Source organism: Thalassospira xiamenensis M-5 = DSM 17429 (assembly GCF_000300235.2).
Classification (GTDB): Bacteria; Pseudomonadota; Alphaproteobacteria; order Rhodospirillales; family Thalassospiraceae; genus Thalassospira; species Thalassospira xiamenensis.
On sequence record NZ_CP004388.1, the window covers coordinates 759,506 to 779,338 of the forward strand.

General features: G+C 54.9%; 21 protein-coding genes. 8 read left to right on the forward strand and 13 right to left on the reverse strand.

The genetic code is table 11. The features are described 5' to 3' along the window. Positions 1 to 16: 16 nt before the first annotated feature. From TH3_RS03425 to TH3_RS03440, 4 genes are all read right to left on the reverse strand, one after another. A complete protein-coding gene (locus TH3_RS03425) occupies positions 17 to 1,324 on the reverse strand; it encodes a TRAP transporter large permease (RefSeq protein WP_007091270.1) in 1,308 nt (435 codons plus the stop codon). A gap of 73 nt (positions 1,325 to 1,397) precedes the next feature. After that, positions 1,398 to 2,021: a TRAP transporter small permease subunit gene (locus tag TH3_RS03430; RefSeq protein ID WP_007091271.1), complete on the reverse strand. Its 624-nt coding sequence runs from the start codon at positions 2,019 to 2,021 to the stop codon at positions 1,398 to 1,400. Positions 2,022 to 2,177: 156 nt separating this feature from the next. Continuing rightward, the gene (locus tag TH3_RS03435; protein ID WP_007091272.1) at positions 2,178 to 3,206 is read right to left on the reverse strand and encodes a TRAP transporter substrate-binding protein; all 1,029 of its coding nucleotides are present in this window, start codon (positions 3,204 to 3,206) and stop codon (positions 2,178 to 2,180) included. Then, a complete protein-coding gene (locus TH3_RS03440; protein ID WP_007091273.1) occupies positions 3,203 to 3,814 on the reverse strand; it encodes a gluconokinase in 612 nt (203 codons plus the stop codon). The genes TH3_RS03435 and TH3_RS03440 overlap by 4 nt, the downstream gene beginning before the upstream one ends. Before the next feature lie 141 nt (positions 3,815 to 3,955). Here TH3_RS03440 and gntR point away from each other — a divergent pair, with 141 nt between their 5' ends. Continuing rightward, a complete protein-coding gene (gntR, locus tag TH3_RS03445; RefSeq protein ID WP_007091274.1) occupies positions 3,956 to 4,981 on the forward strand; it encodes an HTH-type transcriptional regulator GntR in 1,026 nt (341 codons plus the stop codon). 9 nt (positions 4,982 to 4,990) lie between these two features. Here gntR and TH3_RS03450 read toward each other — a convergent pair whose 3' ends face one another. The 4 genes from TH3_RS03450 to TH3_RS22780 all read right to left on the reverse strand — a co-directional run bounded on the left by TH3_RS03450 (position 4,991) and on the right by TH3_RS22780 (position 7,870). Beyond that, complete coding sequence (locus TH3_RS03450; protein ID WP_007091275.1) at positions 4,991 to 5,560, reverse strand: IMPACT family protein; 570 nt, start codon at positions 5,558 to 5,560, stop codon at positions 4,991 to 4,993. 48 nt (positions 5,561 to 5,608) lie between these two features. Further along, positions 5,609 to 6,358, reverse strand: coding sequence for a sulfite exporter TauE/SafE family protein (locus TH3_RS03455; protein WP_007091276.1), 750 nt, complete (start codon positions 6,356 to 6,358; stop codon positions 5,609 to 5,611). 120 nt (positions 6,359 to 6,478) lie between these two features. Continuing rightward, entirely contained in the window at positions 6,479 to 7,276 is a 798-nt protein-coding gene (locus TH3_RS03460; RefSeq protein WP_007091277.1) for a hypothetical protein, read from the reverse strand. Between the two features lie 12 nt (positions 7,277 to 7,288). Further along, positions 7,289 to 7,870, reverse strand: coding sequence for a hypothetical protein (locus tag TH3_RS22780; protein ID WP_139192060.1), 582 nt, complete (start codon positions 7,868 to 7,870; stop codon positions 7,289 to 7,291). 118 nt (positions 7,871 to 7,988) lie between these two features. Here TH3_RS22780 and TH3_RS03470 point away from each other — a divergent pair, with 118 nt between their 5' ends. Both TH3_RS03470 and TH3_RS03475 read left to right on the forward strand, forming a co-directional pair. After that, a complete protein-coding gene (locus tag TH3_RS03470; RefSeq protein ID WP_007091279.1) occupies positions 7,989 to 9,374 on the forward strand; it encodes a class II 3-deoxy-7-phosphoheptulonate synthase in 1,386 nt (461 codons plus the stop codon). A gap of 249 nt (positions 9,375 to 9,623) precedes the next feature. Then, positions 9,624 to 10,109, forward strand: a complete 486-nt coding sequence (locus tag TH3_RS03475; protein WP_007091280.1) for a hypothetical protein — start codon at positions 9,624 to 9,626, stop codon at positions 10,107 to 10,109. Positions 10,110 to 10,174: 65 nt separating this feature from the next. On the opposite strand, the gene TH3_RS03480 is transcribed toward TH3_RS03475, so the two are convergent. From TH3_RS03480 to TH3_RS03490, 3 genes are read right to left on the reverse strand one after another with little or no spacing between them, the layout of a single operon-like run. After that, entirely contained in the window at positions 10,175 to 10,750 is a 576-nt protein-coding gene (locus TH3_RS03480) for a hypothetical protein (protein ID WP_007091281.1), read from the reverse strand. Then, entirely contained in the window at positions 10,750 to 12,099 is a 1,350-nt protein-coding gene (locus tag TH3_RS03485; RefSeq protein WP_007091282.1) for a M48 family metalloprotease, read from the reverse strand. Before TH3_RS03485 ends, TH3_RS03480 begins: the two co-directional genes overlap by 1 nt. Before the next feature lie 18 nt (positions 12,100 to 12,117). Further along, positions 12,118 to 12,462, reverse strand: coding sequence for a YbjQ family protein (locus tag TH3_RS03490; RefSeq protein WP_007091283.1), 345 nt, complete (start codon positions 12,460 to 12,462; stop codon positions 12,118 to 12,120). A gap of 208 nt (positions 12,463 to 12,670) precedes the next feature. Here TH3_RS03490 and TH3_RS03495 point away from each other — a divergent pair, with 208 nt between their 5' ends. The 3 genes from TH3_RS03495 (at position 12,671) to cysS (ending at position 17,159) form a co-directional block, all read left to right on the forward strand. Beyond that, the gene (locus TH3_RS03495) at positions 12,671 to 14,347 is read left to right on the forward strand and encodes an NAD+ synthase (protein ID WP_007091284.1); all 1,677 of its coding nucleotides are present in this window, start codon (positions 12,671 to 12,673) and stop codon (positions 14,345 to 14,347) included. 12 nt (positions 14,348 to 14,359) lie between these two features. Then, on the forward strand, positions 14,360 to 15,712 hold the full coding sequence (locus TH3_RS03500; protein ID WP_007091285.1) for a glutamate--tRNA ligase: 1,353 nt from the start codon (positions 14,360 to 14,362) through the stop codon (positions 15,710 to 15,712). Positions 15,713 to 15,779: 67 nt separating this feature from the next. Beyond that, entirely contained in the window at positions 15,780 to 17,159 is a 1,380-nt protein-coding gene (gene cysS, locus TH3_RS03505) for a cysteine--tRNA ligase (RefSeq protein ID WP_007091286.1), read from the forward strand. A gap of 57 nt (positions 17,160 to 17,216) precedes the next feature. Here the strand turns inward: cysS and TH3_RS03510 are convergent, their stop codons facing one another. Together TH3_RS03510 and TH3_RS03515 are read right to left on the reverse strand one after the other, a co-directional pair. Further along, positions 17,217 to 17,612, reverse strand: a complete 396-nt coding sequence (locus TH3_RS03510; RefSeq protein WP_007091287.1) for a carboxymuconolactone decarboxylase family protein — start codon at positions 17,610 to 17,612, stop codon at positions 17,217 to 17,219. Positions 17,613 to 17,640: 28 nt separating this feature from the next. Further along, complete coding sequence (locus TH3_RS03515; protein WP_007091288.1) at positions 17,641 to 18,006, reverse strand: MerR family transcriptional regulator; 366 nt, start codon at positions 18,004 to 18,006, stop codon at positions 17,641 to 17,643. 171 nt (positions 18,007 to 18,177) lie between these two features. On the opposite strand from TH3_RS03515, the gene TH3_RS03520 reads away from it, so the two are divergent. Both TH3_RS03520 and TH3_RS03525 read left to right on the forward strand, forming a co-directional pair. Further along, entirely contained in the window at positions 18,178 to 19,116 is a 939-nt protein-coding gene (locus tag TH3_RS03520; RefSeq protein ID WP_007091289.1) for an aldo/keto reductase, read from the forward strand. Then, positions 19,116 to 19,823, forward strand: coding sequence for a DUF6064 family protein (locus TH3_RS03525; RefSeq protein WP_007091290.1), 708 nt, complete (start codon positions 19,116 to 19,118; stop codon positions 19,821 to 19,823). Before TH3_RS03520 ends, TH3_RS03525 begins: the two co-directional genes overlap by 1 nt. The last annotated feature ends 10 nt before the right edge of the window (positions 19,824 to 19,833 follow it).

The window sequence follows — 19,833 nt, forward strand, 5'->3', positions numbered from 1 at the left end:
ATCGGTCCGGATGATCCTATCGCCCTGTAATTCCCGGGAAGATGATCAGAATGGCCACGGCCAGCACCTGCAGGCAGATGAATGGCACCAGTGCCTTGAAGATCGTGCCAAGCGTTATGTCCGGTGGTGCCACGGATTTCAGGTAAAACGCGGCAGGGCCAAACGGCGGGGACAGGAAGCTGACCTGCATGTTCATCGCAAACAGCACCCCGAACCATACTGGATCAAAGCCAAGCTGTTTGATGATCGGAACAAAGATCGGCATGGTCAGAAGGGCGATCCCGACCCAGTCAAGGAACATGCCCAGCACGAACAGGATCAGCATCATGAACAGGATGATGATCATCGGGTCATCGGAAATGCCGGTAATCAGGACGGATACAAACTTGATCCCGCCCATCAGGTTGAATACTCCGACCAGTGCCGATGCGCCAATCCCGATCCAGACGATCATGCCGCATGTCGACAGTGTCTGAAGCGATGCGGCCTTGAGCATGGAAAGCGAAAATTCGCGCCGGACAATCGTCGAGGCAACTACCCCGGCAACACCGACGGCCGAGGCTTCCGTGACCGACGCAATTCCGCCATAGATCGACCCCAAAACACAGATCACGACCAGGAACGGCAGGATCAGGCCCTTGAGCAGGCGGATCTTTTCTTCGTTCGGGATTTTTTCGGTGCGCGGCGGCGGAGCGATATTATCCCCCGTGTAGCTTCGAAACAGCACATAGGCGACATAGAACCCCGCCAGCATGAAGCCCGGCAGGAAGGACGCGGTAAACAGATCGCCAATCGACACATTCGCCGTCAGGCCATAGATGATCAGAACGATGGATGGTGGCACCATCGTGCCCAGCGACCCGCCAGCACAGACAACCCCGATGGCCAGGTTCTTGTCATATCCCTGACGGAGCATCTGTGGCAGTGCCAGCAAGCCCAGCAACACGATCTCGCCGCCGATGATGCCGCTCATGGCGGCCAGAATGACGGCGACAAAAATCGTCTGGACCGCAACCCCGCCCTTAAGCCGGCCACCAAACAGGCGCATGGCTTCGAACAGGTCCTTGGCAATGCCGGATCGATCAAGGATTGCTGCCATCATCACGAACATCGGGACCGAGACAAAGACAAAGGATGACACAAACGAATAGACCCTGCTTGTGATCAGCGGTACCGCCATCGGTCCGAACCAGCCAAGGGTAAACAGCAAGGCAATCAGCAGGGTCACAAATGCCAGCGGCATGCCGGTCATCAAAAAACCAAGCAGCAGCACGAACATCGCAAGCGTGCCATATTCAATGCCAAGGGACTGCAAATCAAACATCGGGATTTATCCTGTTGCGCCGGATATAACGGTCTTCATGCTGTGCATGGGCGAGTTTGGGCAGGAGTTCGGGTCAGTCATTGTCTTTTGCCGCCCCGGAATTTGCGCGCACATCATCAGGTTTGGCGCGGACATAATTGATCGCCAGAACGACAAACTGGATCGTTAACGCGATCAGAACCAACAGCATGAAGATTTTCAGTAATCCCGGATAAGGCGCGTTAAAGGCGCTGCCGGTGGTTTCCAGATGGATGCTACCATCGGGTTTGAAGGCGGCACGCTGCACCATCAACCACCCCGCCCAGGCGAAAAAGCCCGACGAAATGGCACAGACGATTGATATGCCGATATCAAGTGCCCGACGCAATTTTGGCCCGGCAATGTCATAGATGATGACAACCCGGATATGTTTGTCGCGCGATGCACAGTAAAGCCCGGCAAAAACAAAGCCGATGGCCGATAAAAACGTTGTGGTTTCATGCGCCCAAAGGGTCGGGCTGTTAAAAACGTGACGCATGAAAATCTCGAAAATCAGGATACCCATCGCCAACAGGAAACCCAGCGCGAAAACCGTGCTGATCTTGTCGACAATCCGGCCAAAAATGCCGGAAACCTCTGGTACGGGGGTTAATGCGCCATCCGGTTCCAGGGCAGGGGGAATTTCGCTATGCGCCATTTTTTCTGCGCTCGGGGCCATTTTCAGCATTCCTTGTCACGACAAAGAATACAATCCGGCAACGGGGAGGACCGCATCACCCGATAGCGTCTCTTCTATCTGGCTTGGCCGGATTGTACCGGGTCGTTCCGGCGGGCCTTTGCGGGCACCGCCGGAAACGGATGTATCAAGGCAGGCTCAGATCATGCCCTGTTCGGTCAGGTATTTGACGAGTGTATCATAAACCTTCTGGGCATTTTCCGAACGTGCCGCGACTTTTTCCCACTGGCTGGTTGCGATTTTACGGAATTTGTTGCGTTCCTCGGCTGACCAGTTGTGGATGGTAACCCCACCTTCGGCACGGGCCTTGGCAACGGCTTCCATGTCTTTCATGGCCAGCTGTGCGTCCATATCGCGCGCAAGATCACGGACCGAAACTTCCAGAATGGTCTGGAGGTCTTCGGGCATGGAATCCCATTTCGCCTTGTTGACCGAAACTTCAAGCATCGGCATGGAATGGAAGCCCGGATAGACCGGATGTTTGGCGACGTCATGCAGACCCATTGCCTGGTTGGTCGAGAACACGGTCGCATCCGCAGCATCAATCACCTTTTTATCAAGGGATGTGAAAACTTCGGACTGCGGAATGTTCACAGGCGACGCACCGGCCGCGGCAAAGACTTCCTGCACCATACCTTCTGGTGCGCGCATTTTCAGCCCCTTGAGATCGGCAACGCCATCAAGCGGTTTTGACGAAACGAATGCCTCAAGGCCCGGTGTCACCGCCCCGATGAAATGCAGGCCATAGGGTTGCAGCAGTTCATTCATCAGTTCCTTGCCGCCACCATATTCAACGAAACGCAGCATTTCGGACGGTGCCGACCATGCACCTACCGGATTGGCGATCAGGCCGAATGCCGGGTCTTTACCGGTGAAATAGCTGGTATCGGTGATGTGGCCGTCAATGATGCCAGCAGCAATTGCGTCCTGGGTTTCGGCATGTTCAACAACCGAGTTAACCGGCAGCATTTCAATCGCAATGCGTCCGCCCGACATTTTGCCGACACGCTCGGCCCATTCCTGCTCCAGTACAAAGTTCGGCACGCCAGCCGCATCGCTTGACTGGACTTTAAGGGTGAATTCCTGTGCATTTGCGATCAGCGGTGATGCCATCATCAGGCTGGCGGCAAGTGCGGTTCCGGCGAGTGTCTTGAACGATAGGGTCATCTGTCTTCTCCCTGGGTTACCGGTTTTCCGGCGGTGTTATGCGTTTTGGTGGATGGACTGTCGATTTCGCCGGCTGCAAGACGGGCAGCAGCGGTCGAAACCACGGCTTCAATCGGGGCGTCGATGGAAACAGTCACGCTTGTCTCGTCCGGCCCCAGCGGTTCGAGATCGGCCAACTGACTGTCAAGCAATCCGGGCGGCATGAAATGGCCGACCCGGCGATCCAGCCGGGACCGGATCACTTCGCGCGAACCGTCCAGAAAAACAAAAGTTACGGGTGCCATGTGATCGCGCAGGAAATCGCGATAGCGCCGTTTCAGTGCCGAACAGGCGATAAAGATTTTCGGCGATACATGGTTTGACTCAATTCCATGCGCGACTTCTTTGGCAGCCGCCCCAAGTGATGCCAGCCACGGCCAGCGCATCTCGTCATCAAGCGGGATGCCATTGCGCATGTTTTCGACATTTTGCGGGGGATGATAATCGTCCGCGTCAAGCCACACACCATTCATGATGCTGGCAAGGCCCTTTGCGACCGCGGTCTTGCCTGATCCGCTGACACCCATCACGATGACAAATTCGGCTTTGATGGCTAATCCTCCCGCCACTTTTATTTCGTCTTTTCTTGAGCGGGTCTTGCCCGCCTTGCTTTGTTAGCGCTAACATAATGATAGCGCTAACATCGAGTCAACAGATATTGTGCAACGCCGGGATCGCGGATATGAGGAACAGGGCATGAGAAGGAAGACATGAGAAAACGCAGAGGGGCCGGGCGGCCGACCATCGCTGATGTGGCTGATAAGGCCGGGGTCAGTACGATCACCGTTTCACGGGCCTTGCGTGATCCGGCCAAGGTATCCGCCCCGTTGCGCGAACGCATCGATGCCGCCGTTCGCAAGCTTGATTATGTTCCCCATTCCCATGCCAGTGCGCTGGCATCATCGCGGTCCAACATTGTTGGCGTGATCGTGCCGTCGCTGACCAATAACGTGTTTGCCGATACGCTGCGCGCGATTTATGACGAGCTCGAACAGGGGCCGCTTCAGGTGCAGCTTGGCAATTCGCGCTATGTCGCGGCAGAAGAAGAACGCCTGATCCGCATTTTCCTTGGGCAGCGTCCGGCTGCCCTGATTGTTGCGGGTGGGGATCAGACCCCGGCGGCGCGGGCCTTGCTGGAAAGTGCCGATTGTCCGGTGGTGCAGGTCATGGAAGTCGATCCCGATCCGATTGATATGATGGTCGGATTCTCGCATTTCGAAGGCGGGCGCGCGGCCGGATATCACCTGTTGCAGCGCGGATATCGCAATATCGGTTTCATCGGTGCACGCATGGACCCGCGATCACGCCGCCGCATGGAGGGCTTTGCCGAAGCACTGCGATCAGCAGGCCGGTATGATTCGGAGCTGTTCATGACAACAACCCGGTCATCAAGCACATCACTGGGCGCAGAACTGATCGCAACGTTGCGTGCAAAGCGCCAGGATATTGAAGCGGTTTTTTGCAACAACGATGATATGGCGCTGGGCGTTCTGTTTGGCTGCCAGCATGCCGGGCTGCGTGTGCCCGAAGACCTTGGCATTATCGGTTTCAACGATCTTGAGATGATGGCAGCGGCCTGTCCGTCATTGACCAGCATTCGCACAAACCGCTACGGGATCGGCAAAACGGCGGTTGATATGATCCGTTTGCGGCTGGAGGGGGAGGAGCCGGAAAAGCCGGTTGTCGATCTTGGTTTCCAGTTGCAGGATCGTCAAAGCACCGCGCGGCGGGGCTGATATCCTGTTCTAATCACGGTTGATCGGGAAACGGTCGGCCAGTTCGGCAACCAGATCCTTTGGCCCTGAAATCCGGATATGTGTGCCGTTGCTATTAAACTGCCGGTCCAGAACCGTGATCCCATCCTGTGCGCAGGCCTGTTCGAGCGTTCCGGCGTCGGAAAATCCGGCAAACAGTTCGGCCTCTCCCTGTGGGACATAATCGATGAAATCAGCGACGCTGCAAACTGCATTTGCCGCCCCGCTATAAGCGCGCACCAATCCGCCGGTGCCAAGCTTCACCCCGCCAAAATAGCGCGTGACGATCACCGCAACATTGATCAGATCACGCCCCTGAAGCACCTTCAGGCACGGTACGCCAGATGTGCCCGATGGTTCGCCATCATCCTTGCCATGTTCGATCAACTGGTCTTCGTCATTCAGGTATCGATAGGCGGTGACATGATGATTGGCCTTGGGATGGGCCGCGCGCAATTCCGCAAGCCGCGTCGCGAGATGGTCATAAGGGACCAGCTCGGCCAGGAAGCGCGATTTCTTTTCTTCGGTTTCGGCAAATGCGGCGCGGGCGATGGTTTTCATCACGACTGGATAGCAAAGGCAGGCGCATTGCACCAGCGTGCTCAAGCGTTAAGGGTGAAACAGCGCGAATTTGCCGATCAGGATCACCCCGAAGATCACCAGCATGATCAGAACCAGCCTGCGGAAACTTTCCGCATCCATGCGTGATCTGACAATGCCGCCAAGCTTGGTGCCCAGATAAACCGGGATCAACCCGGCAAGAGATATCCAGACAGTTTCAAGCGTCATCAGGCCAAGTTTTGACAGGCCAATGGCCATAACGATGCTCGACAGGCTGAAGGAAATATTGATCGCCTGTATGAAACGTTTCGGGTCCAGACGAAGGGTCAGAAGGAAAGGCAGAACCGGCATGACCTGTGATCCGGTAATGCCATTGACAAGCCCCGTTGCGAACCCCATCACCGGGGCCAATGGTTTTTGCAGTTTTTCCGGTACTGGCCGCCCCGGCCGCCATAACGTCAATGCGCCGTAAACCATCAAAACAACGCCAAGAACCGCCCCCGCCATCAGGCTGTTGACCAGATCAAGCACCACAAGCCCGATGACAAGCCCTGGCACGGTGGCAACGAACATAGGCCAGAACCGCTTGACGGTTTCGTGAAAATGCCCGGCCTGTGCCATGACGATGCTGTTGCTGACCAGTGATGGAATGATCACCAGCGGCATCGCGGCTTTTAACCCGATACCAAGGGCGAGAACCGGCAAGGCGGATGTTGAAAAGCCAAGCCCGGTTGCCCCTTTGACAAAAGCGGCAATGAAATAGGCGCAGGCAATGATCACTGCCGTTTCTATTGTCATAGGGGTTCCGTTGATCCTGCTTGGAATACCCTTGTCTAATAGTTGATAAGTTTATCGATTAATACTGGTTTTCAGGATGTTCCGGGGTTAACGCCGGAATCTACAAGGCGGTTACGAGGACTAAGTATCCTCGTCTTGCATATCGACATCATCGTCATTCTGATAAGGTGAGGGAGCGTTGTTGCAGTCTCCTTCCGGGGGAACGGTATAGGTTACGCCCTGATTGGTTGGCATTGCGTTTGCCTGCCGAATGTTTGCGCCGGGTAGTTGACGCACTTCTTGAGTAAAAGGCTCGTGGGCTGGATAAAGTGCATTGGATTTTGCCTGATTGCAGGCCAAACAGATCATGCAAAGATTATCGTGGTCGGCGCAGGCCACATCGACCAGAGAATGGGTGATCGGGTTCTGGAAGGCAGGCACATTGAACCTGAACCGTGTTTGCCCATTGACGCGTGTGGCGGTCAATATTTCTATTGGATCGTCTTCATCGTCATTGCGCCATGTTTCGTAGAATGTCTTGTCGGTCTCCCCGTAACCGAGGACGTAATATTGAACAAAACTGAAATCGGGGAGACTGATGGTCGTTTCCCCCAATGTGTTGCCCCAGGAGCCGTTGCCAGCCATAGGGTTATTATTGTGCTGCGCAGCCAGATTACTAATCTGTTGGTATCTGTTTTGATTTGCACCGGTAAACATGTCTTTTAATAGGCTGTCGGGAAAATTGTGATCTGCCTGTGCAAAGGCATTGGCAACTTTGCGTTGGCAGGCAGGGCAGGTAAACCATGCCTCGCATCCGGATCCAAAATCGAAGTCGCCCGACGTGCCGGCTGTTCCCGGGTACCAGTATGAATTGTAAGCTGTTGATGCTTCAGGTGTCGGGCGTAAGAGATTTCCATTTGTGTCCAGAAGAACAAACATGGCGTTACATCCCTATAAAATCTGGCTGACATAGAGGCGCCAATTCATGATCGGCGGATCAAACGGTCCCGGTGCCATGGATGGCAGGCTGGGCTTGTATTGCTTGCTGGCTTTTTCAAGCCGCCACTCAAACCGCATCTCGGATGTGGAAGTTGGCAGGGGTGGCGGAACCGGATTATCTGAACTTTGGCAGGGGGCCACGCTGTCGGTCGGTTTCCATGGCCCCCAAACCGGACGCGGTATTGGAATTGCCGGGCCAGGCGGACCCATCAATGATTTGCGAAAGGCAAAACTATTGCTGTTGGTTGCGGGCATGGCCTTTATCTTTCCAAAGTTGCTGGCCTTTTGCCGACGGACGCGAGGTAAGTTTGTGATGGACAGATACGAAAACCGGAAGTGCTGATAGGGCGTTGATGGCATGAAGGACAGCCGGATTCGCAAGATTTCCAGAGCCCCGACGAGAACGGGCATCCTCCCAAATCCATCTGGAATGGCGGATTGGGGTGGAATTTTGCGTTTTGTTTGTGGGTATTGGTAAAAATTTGCGGGTTTTTCTTTGCGAATTGCACGGAAGGGGTGGAAATGCGGTTGCAAAACCCGTATCAAGTTTGGCCCGGTTGACAGCACCGGCGATACGGGCGGAAATCCGCTGTGACGCTGATTATATGGTATAGTAACGGCATGATGGACATGCCGGATTGAGAGGAAGCAAATGAGCAAGAGCTGGAGCATTGATAGTTGGCGCAAACTGCCTGTGAAGCAGATGCCGACATATCCGGATGCACAGGCCGTCAAGGCCGTAGAGCAAGAGCTCGGCAGCTATCCTCCTTTGGTATTTGCTGGCGAAGCGCGCGCATTGAAAGAAAAGCTTGGTGAAGTTGCCGAAGGCAACGCATTCCTGCTGCAGGGCGGGGACTGTGCCGAGAGCTTTAAGGAATTTCACCCGAACAACATTCGCGACACCTTTAAGGTCATGTTGCAGATGGCGGTTGTCCTGACCTATGGCGCAGCATGCCCGGTGGTCAAGGTTGGCCGTATGGCGGGGCAGTTTGCCAAGCCGCGCTCGGCGGATACCGAAACCATTGATGGCGTCGAACTGCCAAGCTATCGCGGTGACAATATCAACGGCATCGAGTTCACATCCGAAGCCCGTGTTCCGGATCCGCAGCGCCAGATCCGTGCCTATAACCAGTCGGCATCGACGCTAAACCTTTTGCGTGCTTTCGCGCAGGGCGGGTTTGCCGACCTGAGCAAAATACACCGTTGGAACCTGTCATTTGTCGATAACAGCCCCGCGGGCGAACGATATCGCAAGATGACAACCCAGATTGACGAAGCTGTTGCCTTCATGCAGGCGTGCGGCATCACGGCCGAAACCGCCCCGCAGATGCGCGAGACGGATTTCTATACCTCGCACGAGGCGCTTTTGCTGGGTTACGAACAGGCCCTGACCCGTCAGGACAGCCTGACCGGTGACTGGTATGACTGTTCGGCGCATATGCTGTGGATCGGTGATCGTACCCGTCAGCTTGACGGGGCGCATGTTGAATTCATGCGTGGTGTGAACAACCCGATTGGCATGAAATGCGGACCGACCACCGAAGAAGATGATCTGATCCGTCTGATCGATGCGTTGAACCCGAAAAACGAAGCCGGTCGTCTGACTCTGATCGCGCGCATGGGAGCGGGCAAGGTTGAAGATCACCTGCCCCGTCTGGTGCAGCGGGTCAAGGCAGAGGGCCGCAAGGTTGTCTGGTCCTGCGATCCGATGCATGGCAACACGATCAAGGCGGCGAACGGTTATAAAACCCGTCCGTTCGATGCGATCCTGTCGGAAGTCAAATCGTTCTTTGATGTGCACAAGGCCGAAGGCACCCATGCCGGTGGCGTTCATTTTGAAATGACCGGTACGGATGTGACCGAATGCATTGGCGGTGCACGTGAAGTGACGGTCGACAGCCTGTCGGATCGTTACCACACCCATTGCGATCCGCGTTTGAATGGCGGGCAGGCCCTTGAACTTGCCTTCCTGATCGCCGAAATGATCAAAAAAGAACGCGACAGCGTTCGTGCGGAGCAGCTTGCAGCGTCAGCATAATTGAACATCGAACAATTGATGCGAAAAGGCGTTCGGGAAAACCGGACGCCTTTTTTATAGGTGGCATGTCTTTTTGAGAGTTGAGTTCGTGGTTTTTTCTATTTTTAAGGGATGCGTGGCTGGAGGATGTTTCGTGAATTCTGACAGTGAGTATGCATTTTGCCTCTACACTGATTGGCACAACATCCTTAAGTATAGACAATCGCGGCACGATATCGCGGGGATTTTGGGGAAGGGGTCGCACGAAACATGGTGGATGAGGCGGATTTCGCCGCATGGCAGAAAAAAGTGGAGGGAACCAACATTTCCTCGACCACGCTGCTTGCGACCGATTACCTGAACCATTTCAATGAAATCGTGATGCTTCTGGAAATGGTTCCGGACATGCCCGACATGATTGAGGACTGCAAGGAATGGGCGCCGAAAAGCTATCAGGACCATTTCCGTGACAGTGCCTTTTCCGACAAGGAATTGGCGATTGAGGCCTATGATCATGTGCCGGCTCGTTTCCGACGCCCGTTCGAGGAAACCATCGAGCATATGAACGCAATCGTGTTTCGCGCCAACGAGCAGCTTGATGCGCTGATTGCCGAGGGTAATGAAGACCTTTTACGCGAAACTGCCAGTACGGTGACATTGTCCCTGCAGCGTTTCATGGATGTCGCAAGTGGCATCATCCATGGGTCGGCCAAAACCATGAGCCAGGATGAAATTGACGCTGCACTGGCGCTGTAAAAATTCCGCATAAAAAAGGCCGGGTGTTTTATGCTTCCCGGCCTTCGCATTGTCGGATCGGTCGATCAATCCATCATCTCGGCCAGTTCTGCATCAAGCGTTTCGATTTCGCCACGCAGTTTTGGCAGGATATCGTTGCGTGCAGCCGCGACCTGCTGTTTCATGTTTTCAATGGCGCGACGGGAATAGCCGTTGGCTGACTGTTGCTGGAACAGACTGGTCATCTGGGCTTCTATACCGGTATAGAAACGACGCACGCCGGTAATGATTTCCGGATGGACCTCGAACGTACGCGGTGAATAACGCATCGTCGACCAGACCATATCGTCAAGGCGATGCGTCGCTTCTGGCGTCAGTTCGCGGGCGTGCCATTTCATCGGGGCTTCGGGATATTCCGCGATCCATTGTTCTACACGCTCGATATTGTCGACAAACTCGGCCTCAAGCGATTTTTCCAGATAGCTGACATCCGACAGACTTTGATAACGGTCGAAATCAACCGCAATCCGGAAGCCGGCAAAGCTTGCCAGATACACACCAAGAACCGTTGATGCCAGAATGATGCACTGGGTGAACCAGAATTCGATATTGGGTTTGCCGCTGACGCTAAGAAAGCGGAACGGGGATAAAAAGAGACGCATTATTCTGATCCTTCCGGAGCTTCGTATTCGTCGTAGATTGCTGATTGCGCTTCGAGGGCATCGACATAGCGTTCGAAAGCTGTCTGTAGCGGTATCGGTTCACCAAGCGGCAGATTGCGGTCCGCGACCATTTTATTAAGGCGTCGTACGCGATCCATTGGATGAGGGTGCGTGCCGAGATAATCAAGCATGCTCTCATCCTCCTGCATCATTGCAAGCTTGGCAAAGGTGGTTGCGACATCGGTGGCATGGCCATATTTCGCCATGACGATATCGAGTCCCCATTTATCGGCATCAAGTTCCTGGGATCGGGAATAATCCAGGTCGGCCAGCATTTTCGGCCAACCAGCGATCCAGGTGGTCAGAACCGCATCGGCCTGGAACATCATCGCCGACAGGGCAACGCCAACCGCCTGCCGCCCTAGCCCTTCAAGATGATCACGGCCATTATAATGGCCGATTTCATGACCAAGGATGGATAATAGTTCGTTTTCGGTATCGACCAGTTCAAGCATGCCGGTATGCACAAGGATCAGCCCACCGGGCAGGGCGGCGGCATTTGGCGTGTCATCGGGGATAATGACAACTTCGAAATCATAGGCCGCAGCCGGGCCAAGGGCTGATTTCGGGATCGAGTTGATCAGATCAAGGATATAGCGTTCCGGCAGGCTGCGTTGATCATCGCTGCGGCGTTCGGTGATGTAGTCGCCTTCAAGCTCGGACCAGATGGCGATTTCATCCTTGATCGAAATCTGGCGGGTTGCCCATTCGACAGCAAAACCGCTGGCAGCGTAAATGCCCCAGCAGATAAACAGAAACGCCGCACTTGCCGATGTAAATTCAACCAGCAGGTTTTTATGGCTGATATTGATGCCATCATCAGGCAGGGCAGACGGAAAGCCGCCGCTGGGGCGTTTGTCGGTATAAAGGGCCGTGCCCGAAACCATCATTTCAACCATGCCGCGGCCAAGCTGGGCGGTGGTCATGCGGATGCCGGTAATGTGGGATGCACCCTTGGCGTCGGTCCGCATGCGCAGCATGGCTTCGCGTTTGGCACGCGTGATGGTGGCTTCGTGTGCCCCCAGTCGGCCGCCAACGAAAATGCGCAGACGCGCAAGCAGATTGCGGAACCGGTCTTCGCCGATCACAACCTTGCCGGTGACCATTCTGCTATAACGCAGAACGATGTCTTCGGGGGCATGGTCCTCGGTGCTCAGGTGCTGATTTGGCAAAAGTTGCTCGTCACGGCGCAGGGCGCGTTCGTGGGCGGCTTCAGCCAGACGGCCTGTCACAAAGGCGATCCCGATCAGGATCATTAGCATGATCCCCGGAACAAATAGTTCCTGCATTGGAAAAGACTCCGGGGATTATTTCAGGCGAACAGCCGTGCCATAGGCAAAGATTTCAGCCGCCTTGTATGCGACCTGCGATGTGGAAAAATGCACATCAACAACCGCATCGGCATCCATCACACCGGCCTGTTTGACCAGGCGTTCGAGGGCCTCGGTCTGGGCCTGTTCTAGAAGGCGGGTATAAGAACGCACTTCGCCGCCAAACAGGTTTTTGAAAAAGGCAAAAATATCAAACAGGAAGCTTCGGCTGCGAACCGAACTGCCAAATACGATGCCCAGATTTTCGCTGATTTCACGGCCCGGAATATGGGATATTGTCACGACCGGCAATTCTGCCGCCGTGTTTTGGTTTTTCGTCATTTGTTTGCTCGTCTCAAATTATTGTTTTTGGTGCCGATTTTTCGGCTGGCGCAATAAAGCCACTTTGCGAACGTATTGCAAGCGATTATCAAGTGACGGTGAATGAAGTTGCGGTGACAGTGCAAAAATACGGCATTGTTGCCGATGCAGTGCTGCTATCGCGCATTCGGCAATTGACACCAAACCGGACGCCTCCTATTCCAACATCATGACAAATATGCTTGCCATCGCGATTGCCCAGCTTAACCCCATTGTCGGCGACGTTGCCGGGAATGCCGAGAAAGTTGTGGCTGCCTGGGAAACTGCGGCCGATCAGGGCGCGGATATTGTCCTTTATTCCGAACTGGTTCTGTCGGGCTATCCGCCCGAGGATCTGGTGATGAAGCCTGCCTTCATGCGCCATCTGCGTCATGCGGTCGAAGATATCTGCGAACGCACCAGGTCGCGCAAAAACGGCCCGGCCTTGTTGTTAACGACACCGTGGGATATTGACGGGGAACGCTTTAACGCGGTTCTTCTGATCGATCAGGGCAAGATCGAAACGGTGCGGGCAAAAAACGACCTGCCGAATTATGGCGTGTTTGATGAAAAACGCGTGTTCAGCGCCGGACCGATGCCCGACGTCGTGTCATTCCGGGGGGTAACACTTGGTGTGCCAATCTGCGAGGACGTCTGGACGCCAAAGGTTGTTGCCCATCTGCGAGATCGTGGGGCGGAAATTTTCCTGGTGCCGAACGGATCACCGTTCGAGGCCGACAAGGGCGATCTGCGCCGTAATCTGATTGCGGATCGGGTCCGTGAAACCGGCGTTCCGATGATTTACTGCAACGAAGTCGGTGGTCAGGACGAACTGGTGTTTGATGGCGGTTCATTTGGTCTTAACGGTGATGGATCATTGGCCGTGGCCCTGCCGGGCTTTGCCGAGGATGTCGCCACCAGCACCTGGTTGCGTGGTGAAGATGGTAGCTGGCGGTGCGATGAAAATGCACCAAAGGCCGATTATCCAAGCGGGCTTGATGCAGTATACCAGACATTGGTTCTGGGGCTTCGGGATTATGTGAACAAAAACCGGTTCCCCGGTGTTGTGATCGGCATGTCGGGCGGGATCGATAGCGCGCTTTCGGCCGCCATTGCCGTTGATGCGCTGGGATCAGATCGGGTGCGGCTGGTGATGATGCCGTCACCCTATACATCGCGCGAAAGCCTTGAGGATGCCGAACAATGCGCCGGGATGCTGAAAACCGGGATTGAAAGCATCAATATCGGGCCTGCCATGGAAGCATTCGAACAGATGCTTGCCCCGGCATTCGAAGGCCGGGACCCGGATATTACCGAAGAAAACATTCAGGCCCGTTCGCGCGGGATCATCCTGATGGGGCTTTCAAACAAGTTCGGCGATATGGTGCTGACGACGGGCAACAAGTCGGAAATGTCCGTTGGCTATGCCACGCTGTATGGTGACATGTGCGGTGGCTATTCGGTTTTGAAGGACCTTTACAAAACGACTGTGTTTGCGCTTTGCCATTGGCGTAATGCCCATCATCCGGCGGGCGCGCTTGGTCCGGACGGCATTGTGATCCCGGAACGGATCATTACCAAGCCGCCATCGGCCGAACTGCGCCCGGATCAGAAAGACGAAGATAGCCTGCCGCCTTATGACGTTCTTGATGATATCCTTCATCAGATGATTGAAGGCGAACGGTCTGTTTCCGAGATTGTCGAAAGCGGCCATGACGAGGCCACGGTGCGCCGGGTCTGGCGGTTGCTGGACCGGGCGGAATATAAACGCCGACAGGCACCACCCGGGGTCAAGATTACTCCGCGTGCCTTTGGCCGCGACCGCCGCTATCCGATTACCAACGGTTTCACGAATTTAGTGACCTGAAAAAAGTTTGAAATGACAAAACCTGTCCTGCGATTTGCACCCAGCCCGACCGGGCTTCTTCACGTCGGCAATGCCCGTGTTGCCATGATGAACTGGCTTTATGCCCGTAAACATGGCGGCGAGTTCATCCTGCGCTTTGACGATACCGATCCGGTCCGTTCCAAAGACGAATATGTCGATGCGATCCGTGAAGACCTGAAATGGCTTGGCATTGACTGGGACCGCGAAGAACGTCAAAGCCTGCGTCAGGATAAATATGACGCGGCGATTGACGACCTGAAATCGCGCAACATGCTTTATCCATGCTATGAAACCGAAGGCGAACTGAACTGGAAACGCAAAGCCGCACGCCAGCGTCATCAGCCGTTCATCTATGACCGCAAGGCATTGACGCTTTCGGATGATGAAATCGCCCATCTGGAGGCGGAAGGGCGCAAACCGCACTGGCGCTTCCTTCTGACCGATGGCGTGGTTGAATGGGATGACCTGACGCGCGGGATTTGCACGTTTGATACCGAACATGTGTCCGATCCGGTTCTGATCCGCGAAGACGGATCGTTGCTGTATATGCTGGGTTCGGTCGTTGATGATCTTGAAATGGGTGTTACCCATATCATCCGCGGCGAGGACCATGTGACCAATACGGTGTCACAGATCCTGCTTTATATGGCGATGGGTGGTAAGCCCGGTGCGCTTGAATTTGCCCATATGCCGCTTCTGGCGGGGCCGGGTGGTTCGCAGCTGTCGAAACGTCTGGGCAGCCTTTCGCTGCGTGAATTGCGCAATGACGGGTTCGAGGTCGCATCACTTGTCGGGCTTCTGACCGGGCTTGGTGCATCGGACAAGATCGAACCTGCGACCTTGACCGAGGTTCTGGGCAAATTCGATCTGTCGCATTATGGCCGTTCGACCCCGAAATTTGATCCGGCAGAACTTGCCAGCCTGAACGAAAAAGTCATTCATGACATGTCGTTTGAAACGGCAAAGCCAAAGCTTGAGGCCCTTGGCCTGGGCGACGCACCCGAAGAATTCTGGAATGCGGTGCGCGGAAATTGCTGGCGCGTGGCAGAAGCGGTTGAATGGTGGGATGTGATCACCAAACAGGTCATCCCGCAGATTGACGACGCCGATGCGGAATTTTTAAAGCAGGCGGCCGATCTGATGCCCGAAGGCGACCTTGACACAACCAGCTGGAAAGCATGGACCGGTGCGATCAAGGATGCGACCGGCCGCAAGGGCAAGGATCTTTTCATGCCGCTTCGCAAGGCGTTGACGGGGCGTGAACATGGCCCGGAAATGTCGGCGATGCTGGTTCTGATCGGACGTGAAAAGGCGTGTGAACGGCTTTGTGGAAAGGCGGTCTAAAGCAAACAGCTTTGACCGCCGGAAATATCCCGCAAAACCGAAAACACAAGCCATATGGACCGAAAACATGACCAAGACCACATTGCGTATCTATGACACCTTAAGCCGCGAAAAGCAGGTGTTCGAGCCGATTGATGCCAACCATGTCCGGCTTTATGTCTGCGGCCCGACGGTTTACGACTATGCCCATGTCGGCAATGCACGGCCTGTTGTGGTGTTTGATACGCTGGTGCGTGTATTGCGCCATATCTATCCAAACGTGACCTATGTGCGCAACGTGACCGACGTTGATGACAAGATCAACGAACGTGCCCGCCAAAGTGGCGAGCCGATTTCGGAAATCACCAAACGTACCCATCAGGCATATCTGGATGATATGGGCGCGCTTAATGCCGCCAAGCCCGATATCGAACCGCGCGCGACCGAACATATCGCGGAAATGATCGCGATGTGCGAAAGCCTGATCGAACAGGGCTTTGCCTATGCCGCCGAAGGGCACGTGCTGTTTTCCGTTGGCCAGTATGAAGAATACGGCAAGCTGTCGCGTCGCGACCGCAAGGAAATGATCGCCGGTGCCCGGGTTGAAGTCGCCCCCTATAAAAAGGACCCGGCGGACTTTGTGCTTTGGAAACCGTCAGATGACGAGACGCCGGGCTGGGAAAGCCCATGGGGCCGCGGACGTCCGGGCTGGCATATTGAGTGCTCTGCCATGTCGACGCGCTATCTGGGCGAGAATTTCGACATTCATGGCGGCGGATCGGATCTGGTCTTCCCGCACCATGAAAACGAAATCGCGCAAAGCTGCTGCGCGAACAAGGGTTCTAGTTACGCCAAATACTGGATGCATAACGGCCATCTGATGGTCGAAGGTGAAAAGATGTCCAAGTCGCTTGGCAACTTTGTCACCGTGCATGAGTTGCTCGAAAGCTGGCCGGGCGAGGCGATCCGTCTGGCGATGCTGGGAACCCACTATCATCAGCCGATCAACTGGACCGAAGAAAACCTGCGTCAGGCCAAAGAGGCGCTGGACCGGTTCTATACCGCCCTCCGTCAGACCACCGATATCGAACCGGAAAACACCCCGGTGCCGGAATCTGTTCTGAATGCGCTGTGTGATGATCTTAATACGCCGCTTGCGATTTCGGAGTTCCATGAACTGGTGACCGAACTTAACAAGGCGACGAAGAAATACGATAAGGCCGAAGCCAAGGGCCGTGTTCTGGCGGCGGCAACTTTGCTGGGGATTCTGGAAAATGATCCGGAAGCCTGGTTCACCGGTTCTGCCGATGAAGACGAAGCTGCCGAGATTGACAGCCTGATCCAGCAGCGTGCCGAAGCGAAGAAAAACCGCGACTTTGCCACCGCCGATCAGATCAGAAACGATCTTTTGGCGCGTGGTATCCTGCTTGAAGACTTCAAGGAAGGTACGAGCTGGAAGCGCGTTTGATCCGTCGGATTTGAATTGGAAAAGGCACCGCAGGGAGACCTGCGGTGCCTTTTTGCTTTAATTGGCGGTGGCGTCCAGTTCGTCAAACAGTTCCTGTGCGGCATTCAGGCCGTTGATCGCGGCGGGAAGACCGCCATAAACCGCCATCTGCCAGATCGCTTCGATGATTTCTTCGCGTGTCGCCCCGGCAGCAAGAGAATGTTTGATATTGACCTTAAGCTGCGGTGCGGTTTGCCCGCCCAGAACCGTCAGGGCGGAAATCGTGCAGAGCTGACGGGTTTTCAGATCAAGGTTGGGCCGGGCGTAATGACGGCCATAGGCCCATTCAACAAGACTTTCGGCAAATCCGGGCACCAGGGTATCGTATTTTTCGGCCAAGGCGCCTTCAAGCGGCGGGTTCAGACGTGCGACAACATCGCGCCCGGCGTCGAGCGCGCTTTTATGTTCAGCCATAAGGGGCTCCTGTAAGGTATTTTTGAGGTCAGGCCGTTTTCTTGCGGCCGATTTCGTCGTAATTGGCGATTTTGTAATCAAGCACTTCGAGGGTTTCGGTCAGTTCGGTGATTTTCTGGGCCAACCCGGTCCGATAGATTTCAAGAAGTTCGCGCCGTTCGCCAACCGTTTGTTCGCCTTCGCTGCGCAGACGGGCAAACCGGACCCGGTCGCGGATCGGCATGCCAAGATCCTTAAGCCGGCTTATGAAAGTCAGCCAATCGAGAATTTCCGGATCATAGTACCGTCGACCGCCCGCATCACGGGATGGTTTGGGCACAAGACCGATTTTTTCGTAATAGCGCAGCGTGTGAATGGGCAAACCGCTTTTGGCCGAGACTTCACCAATCATCATGTCGGTCACCTTTCAGCTTGGGGAACTTTCAAAAGGCTAGCTGCTGGAGTGTACTTTAGGTCAAGCGTAAATTTTTTGCCAGTTTGTGCAACAGCTTGCAGTTGCGCAGACATGACATTCTGACCACCTTCTATCCTGTGACCGGTTCGAAACGACAATGTTGGGATTGCGATGTTTTTACTGGGGCGACGGAATTTCCTGCGCGGTGCGACGGCAATTGGCGCAACAGCGGGCTTTGGCGCGATCAAGCCGCTTTGGGCACAAACGCTTGATAATCGTGCGGTGCTTGATGTGATCAAAAAGCCGATCCCGTCAACGGGTGAAATGATCCCGGCGGTCGGTCTGGGAAGCTGGATCACGTTTAATGTCGGCAATGATCCGGTTTTGCGCGACCAGTGCGCCAATGTCATGCAGGCCTTTTTTGACGGAGGCGGACGGATGATCGACAGCTCGCCGATGTATGGATCGTCCCAGGATGTGATCGGTTACGGGCTTGATAAACTGGGTGCGCGTGATCGGGTATTTTCAACCGATAAGGTCTGGACATCGGATGACGGTGCAGACCAGATCGCCGAAACATCCGATTACTGGAACATCGAAAAGTTTGACCTGTTGCAGGTCCATAATCTGGTGGGGATCAATGACAATCTGCCGCTTCTGTTCGATATGAAGGATGAAGGACGACTGCGTTATGTCGGCGTGACGACGTCGCATGGCAGGCGTACCGATGATCTGATCGCGGTGATGAAAAACGCGCCGCTTGATTTCGTACAGGTCACCTATAACCCGGTGGATCGCAAGGTCGAGGATTACCTGCTGCCGCTGGCCTTGGAACGCGGGATTGCCGTGATCGTCAACCGACCGTTTCAGGGCGGCCATCTGATTGATCGGCTTGAAGGTGAAAAACTGCCGGACTTTGCCGCCGAGATCGAAGTACGAAGCTGGGCGCAGTTGATCCTGAAGTATCTGATTTCCCATCCGGCGGTGACCTGTCCGATCCCGGCAACGACACAGCCGATGCACGCCATGGAAAACATGCAGGCGGCCACCGGCCCAATGCCCGATGATGACATGCGCCAACGTATTGCTGCCGTGATCGGGGTTCTGTGATGAGCGAGTGGTGGAGCTACAGTCTGGCAGATTTTCTGCTGTTTTCGCCGCGCGTTTATTACCGGCTGTTTGAAACGCTGAATACCACATGGTGGCTTGCGGTTACCGCCGCATTGGTAGCAGGGATCATCACCTTTGGCCTTTCCATCCGGCACGGCAATCGCGGCAACCGGGTGGCGCTTGTACTGTTGGCGATGATCTGGGGCTGGGTGACTGCGGGCTTCCTTTGGTATTATTACCAGCCGATCAACTGGATAATCCCTTATTTCATTCCGGCATTTATCACAGAGGCATTGTTGATGGTGATGTTTGCCGCGCGCCGGATGCCGTTGCGATTTGGCTGGCGCGGTGATTTTTCCAGCATTGCCGGGGTGGTGATGATCGTGATTGCGATTTTCGTCTATCCCTTTGTCGGTCTGATCGAAGGGCGCGACCTGATACAGGCGGAACTGTTTGGCAGTGCCGCCGATCCGACGGTAATCGGGACGCTTGGCTTTATCCTGCTGGCGCGCGGGTCGTGGCGCTGGGTCCTGTTGCCTGTGCCGTTGGTGTGGTGTGTACTGTCCAGCGGGACATTATGGGTGATGGACCAGAATATCGCGCTGCTGCCCCTGATAGCTGTCTGGTTGACGGTGCTTGGCGGCTGGATGGATCAGAAAAGCGGTGTCACCCGCCGGTCATTGCTTGATACCGGCGGGGATGACTAGAGTTCGTGTC

Bases quoted from the DNA above. Each gene is read 5' to 3' on its own strand.
- TH3_RS03425 (WP_007091270.1), bottom strand. From the start codon at position 1,324: ATGTTTGATTTGCAGTCCCTTGGCATTGAATATGGCACGCTTGCGATG.
- TH3_RS03430 (WP_007091271.1), bottom strand. From the start codon at position 2,021: ATGGCCCCGAGCGCAGAAAAAATGGCGCATAGCGAAATTCCCCCTGCC.
- TH3_RS03435 (WP_007091272.1), bottom strand. From the start codon at position 3,206: ATGACCCTATCGTTCAAGACACTCGCCGGAACCGCACTTGCCGCCAGC.
- gntR (WP_007091274.1), top strand. From the start codon at position 3,956: ATGAGAAAACGCAGAGGGGCCGGGCGGCCGACCATCGCTGATGTGGCT.
- TH3_RS03450 (WP_007091275.1), bottom strand. From the start codon at position 5,560: ATGAAAACCATCGCCCGCGCCGCATTTGCCGAAACCGAAGAAAAGAAA.
- TH3_RS03455 (WP_007091276.1), bottom strand. From the start codon at position 6,358: ATGACAATAGAAACGGCAGTGATCATTGCCTGCGCCTATTTCATTGCC.
- TH3_RS03460 (WP_007091277.1), bottom strand. From the start codon at position 7,276: ATGTTTGTTCTTCTGGACACAAATGGAAATCTCTTACGCCCGACACCT.
- TH3_RS03470 (WP_007091279.1), top strand. From the start codon at position 7,989: ATGAGCAAGAGCTGGAGCATTGATAGTTGGCGCAAACTGCCTGTGAAG.
- TH3_RS03475 (WP_007091280.1), top strand. From the start codon at position 9,624: ATGGTGGATGAGGCGGATTTCGCCGCATGGCAGAAAAAAGTGGAGGGA.
- TH3_RS03480 (WP_007091281.1), bottom strand. From the start codon at position 10,750: ATGCGTCTCTTTTTATCCCCGTTCCGCTTTCTTAGCGTCAGCGGCAAA.
- TH3_RS03485 (WP_007091282.1), bottom strand. From the start codon at position 12,099: ATGCAGGAACTATTTGTTCCGGGGATCATGCTAATGATCCTGATCGGG.
- TH3_RS03490 (WP_007091283.1), bottom strand. From the start codon at position 12,462: ATGACGAAAAACCAAAACACGGCGGCAGAATTGCCGGTCGTGACAATA.
- TH3_RS03495 (WP_007091284.1), top strand. From the start codon at position 12,671: ATGACAAATATGCTTGCCATCGCGATTGCCCAGCTTAACCCCATTGTC.
- TH3_RS03500 (WP_007091285.1), top strand. From the start codon at position 14,360: ATGACAAAACCTGTCCTGCGATTTGCACCCAGCCCGACCGGGCTTCTT.
- cysS (WP_007091286.1), top strand. From the start codon at position 15,780: ATGACCAAGACCACATTGCGTATCTATGACACCTTAAGCCGCGAAAAG.
- TH3_RS03510 (WP_007091287.1), bottom strand. From the start codon at position 17,612: ATGGCTGAACATAAAAGCGCGCTCGACGCCGGGCGCGATGTTGTCGCA.
- TH3_RS03515 (WP_007091288.1), bottom strand. From the start codon at position 18,006: ATGATGATTGGTGAAGTCTCGGCCAAAAGCGGTTTGCCCATTCACACG.
- TH3_RS03520 (WP_007091289.1), top strand. From the start codon at position 18,178: ATGTTTTTACTGGGGCGACGGAATTTCCTGCGCGGTGCGACGGCAATT.
- TH3_RS03525 (WP_007091290.1), top strand. From the start codon at position 19,116: ATGAGCGAGTGGTGGAGCTACAGTCTGGCAGATTTTCTGCTGTTTTCG.